Here is a 14,617-nt window from a genome sequence, read left to right as displayed (position 1 = left end):
CGCGCGCGCCCGCGCCCGCCGCGCCGCCCGCGTCCGCCGCGCCGACCGCCCGCCTCGGCCCTCAGTGCACGCCCAGCACGCCGTCCACGCGGCGTGGGATGCGCAGGGGGTTGTCCGTGCGCAGTTCCGCCGGCAGCAGCGCGTCCGGCCACGACTGGTAGGTCACCGGGGCCAGCCAGCGGCGGATCGAGGTCGCCCCCACCGACGTGTGCAGCGGGTTCGTGGTGGCGGGCCACGGGCCGCCGTGGTGCATGCCCCACGCCACCGCCACACCGGTCGGCCACCCGTTGAAGATCAGCCGCCCGGCGACCCCGCCCAGCGCGGACGCGACCACTCCCGCCAGCTCGTGCTCGTCGTCCGACGCGTGCACGGTGCCGGTCAGCGTGCCCGGCAGCCGGCGCAGCACGTCCGGCAGGTCCTCCGGGTCGGTGTAGGTGACGACGATCCCGGCCGGCCCGAAGTGCTCCTCGGTCAGCTTCTCCAGGTTCTCGGCGAACGCGTCCAGCGGCACCGCGAACAGCTTCGGCGCGGCCGTGAAGCCGGCCTCGGGCGCGGTGCCCGCCGCGACCTGCTCGGCCAGGCCCGACGCCGCCAGCTCCTCGGTGCCCGACCGGTAGGAGTCCGACATCCGCTCGTTGAGCATCGCGCCGCCGGTCGTCCCGTCGACGGCCGACGCCAGCTCCGGCACCAGCGACTCCGGCGCGAACAGCAGCCCCGGGTTGGTGCAGAACTGCCCGACGCCCAGCGTCAGCGACCCGGCGAACCCGGTCGCCACCTCCTCCGGCCGCGCCGCCGCCGCGCCCGGCAGCACCACGGCCGGGTTCACGCTGCCCAGCTCGCCGTAGAACGGGATCGGGTCCGGCCGGCCCTGCGCGATGTCGAACAGCGCCCGCCCGCCGCCGGTGGACCCGGTGAACCCGACCGCCCGCACCGCCGGGTGCTTGACCAGCGTCACGCCCGCCTCGGTCCCGTACACGATCCCGAACACCCCGTCCGGCACGACGGAAGCGACGACCCGCGCGGTCTCGCGGGAGGTCCCGGGGTGCGCCGAGTGCGCCTTCACGACCACCGGGCACCCGGCCGCCAGCGCGGACGCCGTGTCCCCGCCGGCGACCGAGAACGCGAACGGGAAGTTCGACGCCGAGAACACCGCGACCGTCCCGAGTGGACGGAGCATCCGCCGCAGCACCGGCCGGGGCGGGACGGTGTCCGGGTCCGCCGAGTCCAGCACCGCCTCGACGTACGAACCCTCCCGCAGCACCTGGCCGAACAGCCGCAACTGGTTGGTGGTGCGCTTCAACTCGGTGCTCAGCCGCGGCACGCCCAACGCCGTCTCGGCGTCCGCCACCGCGACCAGCGACTCGGCGGACGCGTCCAGCGCGTCGGCCACCCGGTCCAGCACGTCCGCCCGGTCCGCCGCCGGCAGCGCGGACCACGCCGGGAACGCGTCCGCGGCGGCCCGCGCCAGCGCGTCCACCCGGTCGTCGGCGGTGGCCGGGATCGGCTCGCCGAACGGCTCCCCGGTCCGCGGGTCGTAGCCCTGCACGACGGTCACCGGCCCGCCTCCTTCACAGCCGTGTCGAACTCCGGACCGCACCAGATGCCGCCCAGGTACTTGTGCGCCACCGAGTCCGGGTCGCCCTCGGGGACGTCCGCGACGAACACCTCCGAGTCGTCCTTCGGCTCGTAGCCCAGCGCCCGCGCCTCGTCGAGGGAGAACCAGCGCCGCGTGTTGTCCGAGACGCCCCACACCACCCGGAACCCCGGCGACGGCGCGGACAGGCACGCCTCGAACAGGCGCGCGCCGTCGTCGGGCGACAGCCACGTGGACAGCATCCGCGCGTCCTTGGGCCGTTCGAAGCACGACCCGATGCGGATCGCGACGACGTCCATGCCGTACCGGCTGGCGTACAGGCTGCCCAGCGCCTCCAACGCCACCTTGCTCACGCCGTAGTACGTGTCCGGCTGCGGGAACAGGTAGTCGCCCGCCTCGCCCGACGCCCGCTCGTAGAAGCCGACGGCGTGGTTGGAACTGGCCAGGACCACCCGGCTGACGCCGTTGCGGCGCGCGGCCTCCAGCACGACGTGCGTGCCGTTGATGTTGACGTCCAGGATCTGCGCCCAGGGCTGTTCCAGGCTGTGCCCGCCGAGGTGGATCACGGCGTCCACGCCCTCGCACGCGGCGTCCATCGCGGCCTGGTCGGTCACCGAGGCCCGCACGACCTCGACGGCCTCGCCGTCGGCGGCGGGCGGCTGCTCGCCGATGTCCAGCAGCCGCAGCACGCGGCCGGGCGCGGCGAGCCGGGTGCGCATGAGGGTGCCCACCCCGCCGGCGGACCCGGTGATCAGGATGCGTTGGGTCACGGGAAAACCTTTCGCTGTGTCTTCGGCGCGCCTCCGGCGGCCTCGCGGTCAGCGGCCGAACTGGCGGAGCAGTTCGGTGATCGTTCGAGCACCGTGCAAAAGCGCGTCCACAACCTGCTTCTCGTGTTCCGGCGTGAGTCGCCCCAGCGGCACCGAGCAGCTCATCGCGTCCAGGACCGGCGACCGGTAGGGCAGGGCGACCGCGAAGCAGCCCAGACCGGGCGTGTTCTCCTCGCGTTCGTGGGCGTACCCCACCGAACGGAACCCGGCCAGCTGGGTGTGCAGCGCGCCCCGGTCCACCACGGTGTTCGGCGTCAGCGGCGTCAGCTGGGCCGGCAGGATCGCGTCCACCTCCTGCGGTGTGCGGGCGGCCAGCAGCGCCTTGCCCAGGGACGTCGAGTGCGCGGGCAGGCGGCGGCCCACGCGCGAGACGACCCGGAGGTGGTGCTCGGACTCGCGGCTGGCCAGGTACACCACGTCGGCGCCGTCGAGGCGGGCCAGGTGGACCGTCTCGTTGATCTCCCGGCGCACCTGTTCCATGACCCGGATCGCGACCTGCACGACCGGGTCGTGGTCCAGGTACGAGGTGCCGACCAGCAGGGCGCGCACGCCGATGCCGTAGGTGCCGCGGGTGGTGTCCAGCTCGACCCAGCCGCGGGCGACGAGCGTCTGCAACAGCATGTAGAGGCTCGACTTGGGGTAGCTCAGCTCGCGGTGCAGCTCGGTCAGCGTCAGCGGGCGCTCCGACGCCGACAGCACCTCCAGCAACTCCACCGTCCGGTCGGCCGATTTGACGGCGTTCGGCCGTGCGGGTGACGCGGGACCAGTCACCTGTCCTCCCCGGTGAGTACTGAGACGCGCTTCTTGACACGTCGCAGTGGCGATTCTTACAGTCCGCCCATCACGTTCACAAGTACGACTCCATTTCACACATGTGAACAAGGAGGGCGCTCATGAGAACATCCCGCCGGTCTTTCACCGCTGCCGCCGCGCTGGCCGTCGTGGGACTCGTCAGCTCCGCGTGCGGCACGTCGTCGTCCGGCGGGGCCCAGGTCCAGCAGGACCCGAACGCGCCGTTCGAGGTGTGGACGCGCAGCACCGAAGCGCCCGCGAAGGTCTACGCGAAGCTCTTCGCCGACTTCGAGCAGAAGACCGGCGTCAAGGTGGACTACAAGCCGATCTTCACCGACTTCGAGAAGCAGCTCCAGCAGCGCGCGGCCTCGAAGGACCTGCCGGACGTGATCATCAACGACACCGGCTCGCTCGGCACGCTGGTCGGGCAGGGCCTCGTCCCCGAGCTGGACCGCTCCTCCGTCGTCGGCAACGGCGACATCGTCGAACGCGCCTGGGAGAGCGCCAAGGGCGCGGACGGCAAGTACTACGGCGTCCCGTTCTCCGCGCAGGCGTTCGTGACGCTGATCCGCAGGGACTGGCGCGAGAAGCTGGGCGAACCACTACCCCGGAGCTGGGCCGACCTCACCGAGCTGGCCACCGCGTTCACCACGCGGGACCCCGACGGTGACGGCCAGGCCAACACCTACGGGATGCTCGTCCCCGGCACCACCGACCGCGGCTACCTGGCCTGGTGGGCGTCGAGCTACCTGTTCCAGGCGGGCGGCGACATCGTCAAGGCCGACGGCGACAAGTACTCCGTCGCCATCGACTCCGCCGAGTCGGTCAAAGCCGTCGAGTGGATCCGCGGGCTGTTCTGCGACAGCAAGGTCGTCGTGCCCGGCGCGCTGACGCTCAACACCAACGACGCGCACGCGTTCTTCGAGTCCGGCAAGGCCGGCATCTACCACACCGGCCCGTACATGTTCGGCCGCTTCGACCAGAAGCTGGGCAAGGACAAGTACGAGGTCATCGCGCCACCGGCCGGTCCGGCGGGCGTCGGGTCGCTGGCCGAGGGCGAGAACGTCTACCTCATGGCCGGGTCGCCGCGGGTGGCCGACCAGAAGAAGCTCGCCGAGTTCCTGATCAGCGCGGGCGCGCAGCAGGCCGGCATGAAGGGCGAGACGCAGCCCGTGGTCCGGCTGCCGGTCAACAAGAACGTGGACGTGGAGACCGTTTACGACGACGCCCGCTGGAACACCGTGGCCAAGCTCTACCAGGACGGCGCGAAGCCGTTCCCGAGCCTGCCGAACTTCCAGCCGTTCCGGCAGCAGACCGCCGAAGGCCTCAACGGCATCCTCGCCACCTGCTCCACCGACGTGAAGGGCGACCTCGGCAAGCTCGCCGAGAACCTCAAGAAGGAACTGGCCGCTCAAGGGATGGCCGGGTGACGGCGGTGAAGACCGCCCGAGACGTGGGGGCGACGGCCAACGGCGGCGGTGCCGTCGGCCCCCACCCCGTGGGGCGGCGCCGCGAGCGCCGCCTCACGGGCGCCACCCCGTGGCTGTTCCTCGCGCCCGCGCTGGTGTTGTTCGTGGTCTTCAAGTACGTGCCGATGGCCGAGGGCATCCGGCTGAGCCTGTTCCAGGTGCGGCCGTTCCTCGGGGACCTGTTCGTGGGGCTGGACAACTACGTCCGCATCCTGGAGGACGACCGGTTCCGCTCGGCCATCGGCCGGACGGTCCTGCTCGCCGCCGGTCAGACCGCCGGGGCGATGCTGATCGGGTTCGCGCTGGCCCTGGTGCTGGAGGGGCACGCCCGGTCGCTGTGGTTCGTGCGGTCGGCGGTGTTCCTGCCGGTGGTCGCGGCCACCGCCGTGATCGGCGAGATCTGGCGGTTGCTGTACTACCCGGCGCCCGAGGGGTTCATCAACGACATCCTGTCGTTCGTCGGCCTCGGTCCGCTGACCTTCCTGGACAGCCCGGACTCCGCGCTGTGGTCGGTGATGGCGGTGGGCGTCTGGAAGGGCGCGCCCTACGACATGGTGCTGATCCTGGCCGGCCTGGCGGGCATCGACCGGCAGCAGTACGAGGCCGCCGAGATCGACGGTGCCTCGACGTGGCAACGCATCCGGTACGTGACGCTGCCCGCGCTGCGGCCGGTGGTGACGATCCTGCTGACCCTGGCGGCCATCCGCGGGCTAAGGACGTTCACCGAGGTCTACGTGCTGACCGGGGGCGGCCCGGCCGGGTCGACCGACGTGTGGATGACCCGGGTGTTCTCCGTGGCGTTCGAGCGCAACGAACTCGGGATCGCGTCGGCCGGATCGGTGCTGCTGTTCCTGATCACCTTCGCGTTGACCGTGACCGTCCAGCTCTACCGGAGGAGGAAGGCCGCATGAGCGTCGCGCAGAAGTGCGAGACGGCGCTGGGCTGGCGTTCCGACCGGTCGGCGTGGGTGTCGCGGGGCGTCCGGGTGCTGTTGTGCGTGGGCGCGGTCCTGTTCTTCACCGGGCCGCTGCTCACCATCTTCTCCGGCGCGTTCGACGACAACCCCGACCCCACCCGGCTCTCGGTGGTGCCGGACCACCCGTCGCTGGACAACTTCCGGGCGGCCGGCGAGAACCGGATCTGGCACTACCTGGGCAACTCGCTGATCATCGCCGGCGGCGCGCTGCTGCTCCAGCTCTCGGTGAGCGTCTTCGCCGCGTACGCGTTGGCGCGCAAGAAGTTCCGCGGTCGGGCGATCGTCCTGCTGGCCGTCCTCACCACCATGATGCTGCCCGAGGAGGTGATCGCCATCCCGCTGTCGCTGGTGATCGGCGACCTCCCGGTGTTGGGCATCAGCCTCAAGGGCACGCTGCTCGGCGTCATCCTGCCGCTGGGCGCGTGGGGGTTCTCCATCTTCGTCATGACCGAGTTCATGAAGGAGATCCCGGTGGAGATCGAGGAGGCGGCCACCGTGGACGGCGCGGGGGAGCTGCGGATCTTCGCCCGGATCATCCTCCCGCTGTGCAAGCCGGCGCTCGGCGTGGTCGCCGTGTTCGGGTTCACCATGATCTGGGAGCAGTACCTGCTGCCGCTCATCGTGGCCACCGACCCGTCCGACTACACGCTGACCGTCGCCCTGCTGTCGTTGCGCTCCGACGACCAGGTCGGGCCGGGCATCGTGCTGGCCGGGGCGCTGCTGGCGCTGGTGCCGAGCCTGCTCGTGTACCTGTCGCTGCAAAAGTCTTTCCTGCGTGGGATCACCACCGGAGCGATCAAGGGATGAAGGTCGGTATGCAACTCGATGGGGTGCTGTTCTTCCCGGTGACGCCGTTCGACCCGGACGGGGCCGTCGCCGAGCACGTGCTGGCCGAGCACGTGAAGCGCGGGGTGGCGGCGGGCGCGGGCGGGGTGTTCGTCGCGTGCGGCACCGGCGAGTTCCACGCCCTGGACCTCGCGGAGTTCGAGCGCGCGGTGGCCGTGGCGGTCGAGTCGACGGCCGGGCGGGTGCCGGTGTTCGCGGGCGCGGGCGGCCCGCTGCCGGTGGCCAAGGCCTTCGCCCGCGCGGCCCGGGACGCCGGCGCGGACGGGTTGTTGCTGCTGCCGCCGTACCTGGTGACCAACCCGCCGCGCGGGCTCGTCCGGTACGTCGCCGAGGTGGCGGGCGCGACCGAGCTGCCGTTGATCGTGTACCAGCGCAACAACGCGGTGTTCACGCCGGAGACGGCGGTGGAGGTCGCGTCGCTGCCCACGGTGGTCGGCTTCAAGGACGGCCTGGGCGACATCGACCTGTTGCAGCGCATCGTGCTGGCCGTGCGGGCCGCGGTGGACACGCCGTTCCAGTTCTTCAACGGCCTGCCCACCGCGGAGCTGACCGTGCCCGCCTACCGGGGCATCGGCGTGGACCTGTACTCGTCGGCGGTGTTCTGCTTCGCGCCGGACATCTCGCTGGGCTTCTACCAGGCCGTGCAGGACGGCGACGACGCCTTGGTCCGCCGCTACCTGACCGAGTTCTACCGGCCGTTCGTGGAGCTGCGCGACCGGGTGCCGGGGTACGCGGTGGCGCTGGTGAAGGCGGCCGTGAAGGCGACCGGCCTGGACGTGGGCGGCGTGCGCCCGCCGCTGCTGGACCCGACCGACGAGCACCTGGCGGAGCTGGAGAAGATCATCGTGGCCGGACGGGAGCTGGCGGCGTGAAGATCGCCTCGATCGACCTCACGCCGGTCGCGTTCGCCGACCCGCCGCTGCTGAACTCCGTGGGCTGCCACGAGCCGTGGGCGTTGCGCACGATCGTCGAGGTGCACACCGACGAAGGCCTCTCCGGGCTGGGCGAGACCTACGGCGACATCGGCCACCTGACCCGGTTGCGGACGGTCGCGCCCGCGCTGGTCGGCCTGGACGTCCACGACCTCAACGGCCTGCACGCCCGCGTCACCGCGGCGCTGGGCGGCGAGACCGGGTCCGACCGGCACGGCCTGACCGGCAAGCTGACCGCCGAGTCCACTGTGGACCGCGTGTTCGCCGCGTTCGAGGTCGCCACGTGGGACATCCGGGGCAAGGCCCTCGGGCGTCCCGTGGTGGACCTGCTGGGAGGCGCTGTGCGGACCGCCGTGCCGTACAGCGCCTACCTGTTCTACAAGTGGGACGGCCACCCCGGCGCGGAGCCGGACGGGTTCGGCGCGGCGCTGGACCCGGACGGGATCGTCGCCCAGGCGCGGATGCTGGTCGAGCGGCACGGGTTCGGTTCGATCAAGCTCAAGGGCGGCGTGTTCCCGCCGGAGGAGGAGATCGAGGCGATCCGGGCGTTGCGGGCGGCGTTCCCGGACCACCCGCTGCGGCTGGACCCCAACGCGGCGTGGACGCCCGCGACGGCGTTGAAGGTCGCCGCCGAGCTGGACGGCGTGCTGGAGTACCTGGAGGACCCGTCGCCGGAGATCGCCGGCATGGCGGAGGTGTCCCGGTCGGCGCCGTTGCCGCTGGCCACGAACATGTGCGTGGTGGCGTTCGAGCACATCGCCCGGTCGGTGGAGCTGGGGGCGGTGCAGGTCATCCTGTCCGACCACCACTACTGGGGCGGGCTGTCGCGGTCCAAGGAGCTGGCCGCGATCTGCCGGACGTTCGGCATCGGCCTGTCCATGCACTCCAACTCGCACCTGGGCATCAGCCTGGCGGCCATGACGCACCTCGCCGCCGCGACGCCGAACCTGAACTACGCCTGCGACACCCACTACCCGTGGAACTCGGCGGACGACGTGCTGACCACACCCTTGTCCTTTGTGGATGGTGGTGTGCCGGTGCCTGCCGGACCCGGGCTGGGCGTCGAGCTGGACCGCGACGCGCTCGCGCGGCTGGCCGAGAACTACCGGAAGTGCGGGCTCGTGCAGCGCGACGACACCGGGTACATGCAGCAGCACGACCCGACTTACGAGAGGAAGCGCCCCCGGTGGTGACGACCGTCGCCCACGTCTACCCGTGGGACATCGTCGGTGACCCTTCGGCCGTGCAACGGGTGTCCGGGCTGGGCGTGGACGCCGTGGCGCTCGCGGCGGCGTACCACACCGTGCGCGCGGCCACGCCGTTCCACCCGGCGCACCGGCTGGTTGACGCGCGGCACGCGGCGTTCTACCTGCCGGTGCGGCGGGAGAAGTTCGGTCGTCTGGTGCCGCTTGAACCGTCCTGGGTGGAGCCGGACTCGTACCGGCGCGCCTCGGACGCTCTCAAGGCGGCCGGATTGCCGGTGTACGCGTGGACCGTGCTGACGCACAGCAGTGTGCTCGGCGACGCGCACCCCGATCTGGTGGTGCGCAACGCTTTCGGCGACGCCTATCCGTACGCGCTGTGCCCGGCGCAGCCCGACGTCGTGGAGTACGCGCGCGCGTTGGTGTCGGAAGTGCTCGAACTCGGGCAGCCGGACGGGGTCGTGCTGGAGGCGTGCGGCCCGTTGGGGTTCGTGCACGGCGGTCACCACGAGAAGACCGACGGCACGGACTGGACTCCCGTGCAGCAGAAGCTGTTGTCGCTGTGCTTCTGCGCGGTGTGCGCCGGACGGTACCCCGAGGGGACCGCCGAGGCGGTGCGCGCCGGGGTGGACGGGGGAGCGGCGTCGGTCGAGGAGGCGTTGGGGGAGTTCGCCCCGGCGGTCCGGGCGGTGCGGACGGCGGTGTCGCGGGACCTGCGGCGCGAGCTGGTGGCGCTCGCCGGTGACGTGCGGGTGGTCGTGCACGCCACGGCCGACCCGTGGGGCACCGGGCCGTTCGCCACGGTGGCCGACGGGGTCGGGGCCGACGTGGACGTGCTCACGCTGACGTGCTGGCGCGGCCCGGACGTGGCGGTGCCCGCGATCGAGGCGTTGCGGGCGTTCGACGTGCGGACGGCGGCTTACGTCCTGGGCCTGCCGCCGCGCGCCGCCGACGGGGACGCGCTGCTGGCGGAGTGGCTCGCCTACGCGAATGCGGGGGTGGAGGAGTTCCACGTCTACCACGCCGGACTCGCCTCGGCCGCCCGGCTGGCGGCGTTGCGGCACGCCGTCCACGGCGTCCGGGATCACCTGAACGGGTAACTGTGAAAAGGGCGGAGCAACCCGGCGCGCGGGCGGCTCCGTCCTTCCGACATGAGAAGCCTAGGAACCGTCATCGGCGCAGGCGCGCTGCTCCTGCTGACCGCCTGCGCTTCGACCCAGCCGTCGGTGGCGCCGGGGAACAGCGGGCCCACGCTGACCACCGCGACGAGCACCCCGCCCTCCTCGGAGGAGCCGGGCTTCGAGAGCCCCGTGCCGCCGGGTGCCAAGGAGGTGCCCAAGGCGAAGGTCGACGCCGCCGCCGTGCCCGAGGACCGGCCGCGAACCGTGTGGACCGAGGGCGACGGCAGCACCATCGGCCTGGTAGCGCAGGAAGCGGGCTGCGGCAAGGCCAGCGTGGAGGTCGCCGAGCAGGGGCCGCAGGTCGTCAAGGTCGTCATGGTGGAGACCACGCCCAAGGACGCCCAGGTCTGCACCATGGACATCCGCTACCCGCCGCTGACCGCGAAGCTCGACGCCCCGCTGGGCGAGCGCGCCGTCGTGCTGACCACCCGGCAGGACCAGAAGTAGGTCCGCTCGACCGCCCGCCGCCGCGCTCGCGGCGGCCCGACGTTCCACCTCCCCCCGGTGCCCGGTCGACCTGCCCCGTCGGCCGGGCACCTTGCAACCCTTGCGCGCCGAAGTACCGTCCTACGGCTATGAGGAAGTTCGCCGCCGCCCTCGCGGCCCTGGCCCTCGCCGGCTGCACCGGCGGCACGCCCACCGGCGCACCCGGTTCGTCCACCACCCAACCGGGCGCCACGGTCTCGTCGTCTCCTTCGACAACGTTGTCATCGCCTGGGGCGACCGACCGCCCCGCGCCGCCGCCGCAGTCCAGCGCCGAGCCGTTGCCGGGCGGTCCGACCGCCGTCCCGGCCGAGCGGATCGACGCCGGCACCCTGTCCGAGCTCCACAAGAAGGACGTGCAGGCCTCCGCGGACGGCCGCACGCTGCGCGTCATCGGTCTCGCGGGCGGGTGCAAGCGCGCGTCGGCCGAGGTCGCCGCGCAGGCGGCGGACCAGGTGCGGATCACGCTCGTGACGACCTACTACCCGCCGGCCGGCGGGGTGTGCACGCAGGAGTTCCACGACGTGCCGCTGAACGTCACCCTGGACGCCCCGCTGGGGGACCGCCGGGTCGTCCTGGAGAGCCGCGAGGACACCGCATGACACCCGATCGGGTGATCTAGCATTCGGCGGATGCCGATCCCCGACGCGTTGAACTCCGCCCTGGCGGACCCGAGGTTCTGGGCGATGTACTGCTTCGAGGAGGACTTCGAGGGCTACGACGAGTACTTCGACGAGGACAGCCACGTCCTGGCCTTCCCCGTGGGCGGCGGGTACTCGCTGGACCTCGACATCGGCGACTCGTACTTCGACCTGGGGCTGCGGGCGCCGGGCGCGGACGAGCCGGTCACCGTCGGCTGGTCCGACGAGGCCCACTTCCACCCGCACACCCTGCGCTGGGAGGAACTGGACCTGGTGTGCCGGGCCGCCGCGCTGCTCGACCCCGACCTGTGCCACCCCGGTCCGGGCCTCGCGCTGCTCAGCCGGTTCGTGGTGATCAGCGCGTACGACGACATCGACACGATCAAGTCGCTCTTGCACGCCGCGTTCACCGGCTTGAAGCCCAAGGACGTCGAGGGCTACTGGCCGGACGCGGAGGACATCGCCGACCGTGCGGACTTCCGGCACGAGGCCGTGGTGTGGCACCGGGACACCGACGGCAACTACAGCGTGCACAAGGACATGTCGGCGTTCGACGGCAACGACCTCTACAGCACCCGGACGCGCGGCTCGGACTTCCCGTGGGCGGACTGGCGCTCCCTGCTCGACCACGCGGAACGCACCCTCGCCGCCGCCGTGGACCCGACGTGGCTGGAACCCCTGGCCGTCGGCAAGCTCCTCGACCGCGCGGTCACCGACCGCGACCCGGCCGCCGCGCCGGAACTGGCCCGCACCCTGGCCGACGCGGGCTGCGCGAACCGGGCCATCCCGACCGCGCTCACCGACCCGGTCCACCCGGCCGAGACGGCGTGGGTCCTCGAACTCCTCAGCACCGCCCCGCGCGGCACGCTGCTGCGCGGTCTGCCGACCACCGACGCCCGCGTGTGGTGGTCGCGCTCCAGCCGCTGACCCGGTCGGGGTGGCGAACCGCGGCCCGCCACCCCGACGCGAAGCGGTTACTTGCGGAAGGTGATCTGGAAGGTCGGCGCTGAGGTCTCGGCGAAGAAGTCGTTGCCCTTGTCGTCCACCACGATGAACGCCGGGAAGTCCTCCACTTCGATCTTCCAGACCGCCTCCATGCCCAGCTCGGGGTACTCCAGCACCTCGACGTGGCGGATGCAGTCCTGCGCCAGCCGCGCCGCCGGGCCGCCGATCGAGCCCAGGTAGAAGCCGCCGTGCGTCCGGCAGGCGTTGGTCACCTGCGCCGACCGGTTGCCCTTGGCCAGCATCACCATCGAGCCGCCGGCCGCCTGGAACTGCTCGACGTAGGAGTCCATGCGGCCGGCCGTCGTCGGGCCGAACGAGCCGGACGCGTAGCCCTCGGGCGTCTTCGCCGGACCGGCGTAGTACACCGGGTGGTCCTTCATGTACTGCGGCATGGGCTCGCCCGCGTCGAGGCGTTCCTTGATCTTCGCGTGCGCGATGTCGCGGGCCACCACCAGCGGACCGGTCAGCGAGACGCGGGTCTTCACCGGCAGCTTCGACAGGGTCTCGCGGATCTCGGCCATCGGGCGGGTCAGGTCGATCCGGACGACCTCGTCGGACAGGTCCTCGCCCTCGACGTCGGGCAGGAACTGGGCCGGGTCGCGCTCCAACTGCTCCAGGAACACGCCCTCGGGCGTGATCTTCGCCTTGGCCTGGCGGTCCGCCGAGCACGACACCGCGACGCCCACCGGGCAGGACGCGCCGTGCCGGGGCAGCCGGATCACGCGCACGTCGTGGCAGAAGTACTTGCCGCCGAACTGCGCGCCGATGCCGAAGTTCCGGGTCAGCTCCAGGACCTGCTGCTCCAGGTCGAGGTCGCGGAACGCGTGGCCGGCCGCGGACCCCTCGGTCGGCAGGTGGTCCAGGTAGCGGGCGGACGCGAGCTTGGCGACCTTCAGGTTCTGCTCGGCCGACAGGCCGCCGACGACCACGGCCAGGTGGTACGGCGGGCACGCGGCGGTGCCCAGCGAGCGCAGCTTCTCGTCCAGGAACCGGGCCAGCCGCGCCGGGTTGAGCAGCGCCTTGGTCTCCTGGTACAGGAACGTCTTGTTGGCCGAACCGCCGCCCTTGGCCATGAACAGGAACTCGTACTTGGGTTCCGTGCCGGGCGCGGAGAACAGGTCGATCTGCGCGGGCAGGTTGGTGCCGGTGTTCTTCTCGTCCCAGAAGGTGACCGGGGCCATCTGCGAGTACCGCAGGTTCAGCTCCTGGTAGGCCTCGAAGATGCCGCGCGACAGGGCTTCCGCGTCGGCGCCGCCGGTCAGGACGGACTCGGTGCGCTTGCCCATGACGATCGCCGTGCCGGTGTCCTGGCACATCGGCAGCACGCCGCCGGCGGAGATGCACGCGTTGCGCAGCAGGTCCATGGCGACGAACCGGTCGTTGCCGCTGGCCTCGGGGTCGTCGACGATCGCGCGCAACTGCTTGAGGTGCGACGAGCGCAGCAGGTGCTGGATGTCGCGGACGGCCTCCTTGGCGAGCAGCGTCAGCGTCGACGGCTCGACCTGGAGGAACTTCCGGCCGGCGGCCTCGACCACGGACACGCCGTCGGAGGTGACCAGGCGGTACTCCGTGGTGGTGTCCGGGCCGAGCGGCAGGACGTCGGTGTACTCGAAAGCTGTGGTGGGCACTGCGGGCACGTCGCGGGCTCCCTTGCGCGCGTTCGGGTTCCGACGAACCTATACCGAGCGGTCCGGTCCGGTCCCTCCACCGTGGTGTGATTCGCGTCGTGGTGGAGAGCGCTTCGAAGCGGCGGCTGGGTGTCGGCGAACTCGACGCGGTGGTGCGGGAGGCCCTGGGGGTCGGTCTCGCGGCGCACGTCGAGCTGACCGGGGGCATGTTCAACACGGCGTACCGGCTGACCACGGAGGACGGCCGCGAGACCGTGCTGAAGGTCGCACCGCCGCCGGGTGTGCCGTTGATGACCTACGAGCGCGACCTGATGCGCACGGAAGCGCTGGCGTTCTCCCTGATGGCGGGCCGGGGCTTGCCGGTGCCGGAGGTGCTGCACGCCTCCGACGACCTGCTGCTCATGACCGCTCTGCGCGGAACCCCGTGGAACGCGGCGGGTCTGCCGGACGCTTCGCGGGCGGGGCTGCGGCGCGAGCTGGGCGGGATCGTGCGGGAGCTGCACGGGATCACCGGTGACGTGTTCGGCTATCCCCAGGGACCCCGCGGTTCGACGTGGCGGTCGGCGTTCCTGGCGATGGTGGACGCGGTGCTGGCCGACGCCCGCCGGTTCGGCGTGGACCTGCCGGACGTGCGACCGGCGTTCACGGCGCGGGCCCACCTGTTGGACGAGGTGACGTCACCTGTGCTGGTGCACTTCGACCTGTGGGAGGCCAACATCTTCGTCGCGGACGGCCGGATCGAGGGAATCATCGACCCGGAACGGGCGATGTTCGGCGACCCGCTGGCGGAGTTGGCGACCGTGGCGCTGTTCGCGGACGTCGACGCGGACTACCTGGCGGGCTACGGCCGCACGGAACCGTTCACGCCGGCGGAGGAGACCAGAATTGCGCTCTACCGCGCATATCTGTGCCTGATCATGATTGTCGAGGGAACCCCTCGCGGCTACAACGGTCCCGAGCACGACTCACATGTCACGTTCTTCCGCCAAAAACTAGCCGAATACCTGAGCTGACGACCACGCACCCCGCGAGGCCGCG

Annotated in this window: 14 protein-coding genes; 10 read left to right on the top strand and 4 right to left on the bottom strand. The window is 71.7% G+C overall.

Annotated elements, in window-relative coordinates:
• Nucleotides 1-61: 61 nt before the first annotated feature.
• Genes AB0A74_RS28235 through AB0A74_RS28225 form a run of 3 tightly spaced genes read right to left on the bottom strand, consistent with a single transcriptional unit; the run spans nucleotide 62 to nucleotide 3,195 of the window.
• Entirely contained in the window at nucleotides 62-1,555 is a 1,494-nt protein-coding gene (locus tag AB0A74_RS28235) for an aldehyde dehydrogenase (NADP(+)) (protein ID WP_358254049.1), read from the bottom strand.
• On the bottom strand, nucleotides 1,552-2,364 hold the full coding sequence (locus AB0A74_RS28230) for an NAD(P)-dependent oxidoreductase (RefSeq protein ID WP_358254047.1): 813 nt from the start codon (nucleotides 2,362-2,364) through the stop codon (nucleotides 1,552-1,554). The genes AB0A74_RS28235 and AB0A74_RS28230 overlap by 4 nt, the downstream gene beginning before the upstream one ends.
• Before the next feature lie 48 nt (nucleotides 2,365-2,412).
• Nucleotides 2,413-3,195: an IclR family transcriptional regulator gene (locus AB0A74_RS28225; RefSeq protein WP_358254045.1), complete on the bottom strand. Its 783-nt coding sequence runs from the start codon at nucleotides 3,193-3,195 to the stop codon at nucleotides 2,413-2,415.
• A 122-nt stretch (nucleotides 3,196-3,317) separates the two neighbouring features.
• Here AB0A74_RS28225 and AB0A74_RS28220 point away from each other — a divergent pair, with 122 nt between their 5' ends.
• The 9 genes from AB0A74_RS28220 (at nucleotide 3,318) to AB0A74_RS28180 (ending at nucleotide 11,873) form a co-directional block, all read left to right on the top strand.
• Nucleotides 3,318-4,646 (top strand): sugar ABC transporter substrate-binding protein, encoded by a 1,329-nt coding sequence (locus AB0A74_RS28220; protein WP_358254043.1) that lies wholly within the window; start codon nucleotides 3,318-3,320, stop codon nucleotides 4,644-4,646.
• Between the two features lie 5 nt (nucleotides 4,647-4,651).
• Nucleotides 4,652-5,596, top strand: coding sequence for a sugar ABC transporter permease (locus AB0A74_RS28215; RefSeq protein WP_358254041.1), 945 nt, complete (start codon nucleotides 4,652-4,654; stop codon nucleotides 5,594-5,596).
• The gene (locus AB0A74_RS28210) at nucleotides 5,593-6,468 is read left to right on the top strand and encodes a carbohydrate ABC transporter permease (protein ID WP_358254039.1); all 876 of its coding nucleotides are present in this window, start codon (nucleotides 5,593-5,595) and stop codon (nucleotides 6,466-6,468) included. The genes AB0A74_RS28215 and AB0A74_RS28210 overlap by 4 nt, the downstream gene beginning before the upstream one ends.
• An 8-nt stretch (nucleotides 6,469-6,476) precedes the next feature.
• The gene (locus AB0A74_RS28205) at nucleotides 6,477-7,379 is read left to right on the top strand and encodes a 5-dehydro-4-deoxyglucarate dehydratase (RefSeq protein ID WP_358254037.1); all 903 of its coding nucleotides are present in this window, start codon (nucleotides 6,477-6,479) and stop codon (nucleotides 7,377-7,379) included.
• On the top strand, nucleotides 7,376-8,632 hold the full coding sequence (locus AB0A74_RS28200) for a glucarate dehydratase family protein (protein ID WP_358254035.1): 1,257 nt from the start codon (nucleotides 7,376-7,378) through the stop codon (nucleotides 8,630-8,632). The genes AB0A74_RS28205 and AB0A74_RS28200 overlap by 4 nt, the downstream gene beginning before the upstream one ends.
• Nucleotides 8,626-9,741 carry a hypothetical protein gene (locus AB0A74_RS28195; protein ID WP_358254033.1) on the top strand — a complete coding sequence of 372 codons (1,116 nt, stop codon included), beginning with the start codon at nucleotides 8,626-8,628 and terminating at the stop codon, nucleotides 9,739-9,741. The genes AB0A74_RS28200 and AB0A74_RS28195 overlap by 7 nt, the downstream gene beginning before the upstream one ends.
• Nucleotides 9,742-9,792: 51 nt before the next feature.
• Nucleotides 9,793-10,269 carry a hypothetical protein gene (locus AB0A74_RS28190; RefSeq protein WP_358254031.1) on the top strand — a complete coding sequence of 159 codons (477 nt, stop codon included), beginning with the start codon at nucleotides 9,793-9,795 and terminating at the stop codon, nucleotides 10,267-10,269.
• Nucleotides 10,270-10,397: 128 nt separating this feature from the next.
• The gene (locus tag AB0A74_RS28185; RefSeq protein WP_358254029.1) at nucleotides 10,398-10,907 is read left to right on the top strand and encodes a hypothetical protein; all 510 of its coding nucleotides are present in this window, start codon (nucleotides 10,398-10,400) and stop codon (nucleotides 10,905-10,907) included.
• Nucleotides 10,908-10,937: 30 nt separating this feature from the next.
• On the top strand, nucleotides 10,938-11,873 hold the full coding sequence (locus tag AB0A74_RS28180) for a hypothetical protein (RefSeq protein WP_358254027.1): 936 nt from the start codon (nucleotides 10,938-10,940) through the stop codon (nucleotides 11,871-11,873).
• 47 nt (nucleotides 11,874-11,920) lie between these two features.
• Here AB0A74_RS28180 and AB0A74_RS28175 read toward each other — a convergent pair whose 3' ends face one another.
• On the bottom strand, nucleotides 11,921-13,588 hold the full coding sequence (locus AB0A74_RS28175; protein ID WP_358254025.1) for a fumarate hydratase: 1,668 nt from the start codon (nucleotides 13,586-13,588) through the stop codon (nucleotides 11,921-11,923).
• Between the two features lie 89 nt (nucleotides 13,589-13,677).
• Between AB0A74_RS28175 and AB0A74_RS28170 the strand changes: the two genes are divergently transcribed.
• Complete coding sequence (locus AB0A74_RS28170; RefSeq protein ID WP_358254023.1) at nucleotides 13,678-14,592, top strand: aminoglycoside phosphotransferase family protein; 915 nt, start codon at nucleotides 13,678-13,680, stop codon at nucleotides 14,590-14,592.
• Nucleotides 14,593-14,617: the final 25 nt, after the last annotated feature.

Source organism: Saccharothrix sp. NPDC042600, from assembly GCF_040647305.1.
Classification (GTDB): domain Bacteria; phylum Actinomycetota; class Actinomycetes; order Mycobacteriales; family Pseudonocardiaceae; genus Actinosynnema; species Actinosynnema mutabilis.
The sequence above is the reverse complement of the archived record's forward strand: the minus strand, read 5'-3'. Positions and strand labels throughout refer to the sequence as shown.

Excerpts from the sequence above, each read along its gene's own strand:
- AB0A74_RS28220 (WP_358254043.1), top strand. The coding sequence starts at position 3,318 with ATGAGAACATCCCGCCGGTCTTTCACCGCTGCCGCCGCGCTGGCCGTC.
- AB0A74_RS28210 (WP_358254039.1), top strand. The coding sequence starts at position 5,593 with ATGAGCGTCGCGCAGAAGTGCGAGACGGCGCTGGGCTGGCGTTCCGAC.
- AB0A74_RS28205 (WP_358254037.1), top strand. The coding sequence starts at position 6,477 with ATGCAACTCGATGGGGTGCTGTTCTTCCCGGTGACGCCGTTCGACCCG.
- AB0A74_RS28190 (WP_358254031.1), top strand. The coding sequence starts at position 9,793 with ATGAGAAGCCTAGGAACCGTCATCGGCGCAGGCGCGCTGCTCCTGCTG.
- AB0A74_RS28185 (WP_358254029.1), top strand. The coding sequence starts at position 10,398 with ATGAGGAAGTTCGCCGCCGCCCTCGCGGCCCTGGCCCTCGCCGGCTGC.
- AB0A74_RS28180 (WP_358254027.1), top strand. The coding sequence starts at position 10,938 with ATGCCGATCCCCGACGCGTTGAACTCCGCCCTGGCGGACCCGAGGTTC.